This is a genomic window from Mesorhizobium sp. M7A.F.Ca.US.014.04.1.1 (genome assembly GCF_003998745.1).
GTDB lineage: Bacteria > Pseudomonadota > Alphaproteobacteria > Rhizobiales > Rhizobiaceae > Mesorhizobium > Mesorhizobium ciceri.
Genome location: NZ_RZRW01000957.1, coordinates 1 through 1421, shown reverse-complemented (window position 1 = coordinate 1421; position 1421 = coordinate 1). Strand labels below are relative to the sequence as shown.

Genomic DNA, 1421 nt, shown 5'->3' with positions numbered 1-1421 from the left:
TTTCCTCTATCTTTGCAAGCGAGCAGACACGGAGCATGGTGTTGAGCCCTTCGATAGATGCTTGCGCCGCGCCGCCCATGCGGCAAGTGCGGATTCGAGCCGCTGCCATTCCTCCTCACTCCCCGGCAGGCCGGCGCGCAGAACGTCAGGCCGGTCGGCAAAATGGCGAAGCAGGATGCCGCGCTCGCCGAGCGCTGCAAACAAATCGGCGGCATTGGTCAGACTGAGGAAACGATACAGTGTGGTTCCGCCCGCAACAGGAACGCCGAAGCGGCTGAAAAGCGCATCGAGACGCGCCGATTCACCGGCCAACGACGCCCGCATCACGTCCTGCCACCCGATGTCGGCAAGCGCGCGGATGCCATATTCCAGCGCCGGGCCGGCGACGGCCCATGGTCCGAACTGCGTATCCAGCCGGTCGACCGTCGCAGTATCGGAAAGTGCAAAGCCGAGCCGCAGCCCGGCCAGGCCAAAGAACTTGCCGAACGAGCGCAGCACGACGAGGCCGCCCCGACCGACATCGCCCGCGACGCTGTGCTGACGCGGGCCGACATCCATGAACGCCTCGTCGACGACCAGCAGTCCGCCCTTGGCGCGCAATCCGGCGGCCAGAGCCAGCAACCGGTCGCGCTCTATGACACGTCCATCCGGATTGTTCGGATTGACGATGATGACGAGGTCGGCGTCCGCCAACGCTTCGAAATTATCGACCTCCGCCACCTGGTGCCCGGCGATCGCGGCAGCGCGGGCATGTTCGGCGTAGGTCGGACCCAGCACCAACGCCTTGCCGGGCGAAATGAGCGACGCAACGCGCGGCAACAGGATCTGCGTGCCCGGCGCCGCCACGACGTTGGCTGGCGACGGCGCGCCGTAAGTACTGGCCGCGATCTCTGTCAGGTCGCGTGTGCGCGCGGCTTCCGGCAACCGCGACAGCGAGGTGGCGGGCAGGTCGAAAAGCGGGTAGGAGTGCGGATTGATACCGGTCGAGAGGTCGACGAAAGGCAGCAGGGCGTTGGGGAAAAGCACCCTCGCGCGGCCAAGACTTCCACCATGGTCCACAACCGCCCCATTAAGAAGCTTCATGTCAGTCCTGATCGCTTTCCTGTCATTGGTCGTCGAATTCGCCCTCGGTTACCCCGACTGGCTGTTTCGCGCCATCGGCCATCCGGTGACGTGGTTCGGCAGGCTGATATCCTTTCTCGACCGCAGGCTCAACCGCGCCACTGATCCCGACGCGCTGCGTCGCAAGCGCGGTGTCCAGGCGCTGCTGGTCATCGTGCTGGTGCCGGCGATAATTGGCCTGGGCGTGCAGATCCTGTTCTGGTTCGTTCCCATGGGCCTCGTCATCACGGCCCTTCTGGCAACGTCGCTTCTGTCGCAGAAGAGCCTCTATGAGCATGTCGAGGCGGTGGGTGAGCCCC

The 1421-nt window shown here is 64.9% G+C and carries 2 protein-coding genes; one reads left to right on the top strand and one right to left on the bottom strand.

Features of this window, described 5'->3' with window-relative positions; translation table 11 throughout:
* Positions 1-6: 6 nt before the first annotated feature.
* Positions 7-1083, bottom strand: coding sequence for a threonine-phosphate decarboxylase CobD (gene cobD, locus EOA22_RS33490; protein WP_127390608.1), 1077 nt, complete (start codon positions 1081-1083; stop codon positions 7-9).
* On the opposite strand from cobD, the gene EOA22_RS33485 reads away from it, so the two are divergent.
* The coding region (locus tag EOA22_RS33485; protein ID WP_164756180.1) for a cobalamin biosynthesis protein at positions 1082-1421 on the top strand (340 nt) is incomplete at its 3' end. The genes cobD and EOA22_RS33485 overlap by 2 nt on opposite strands.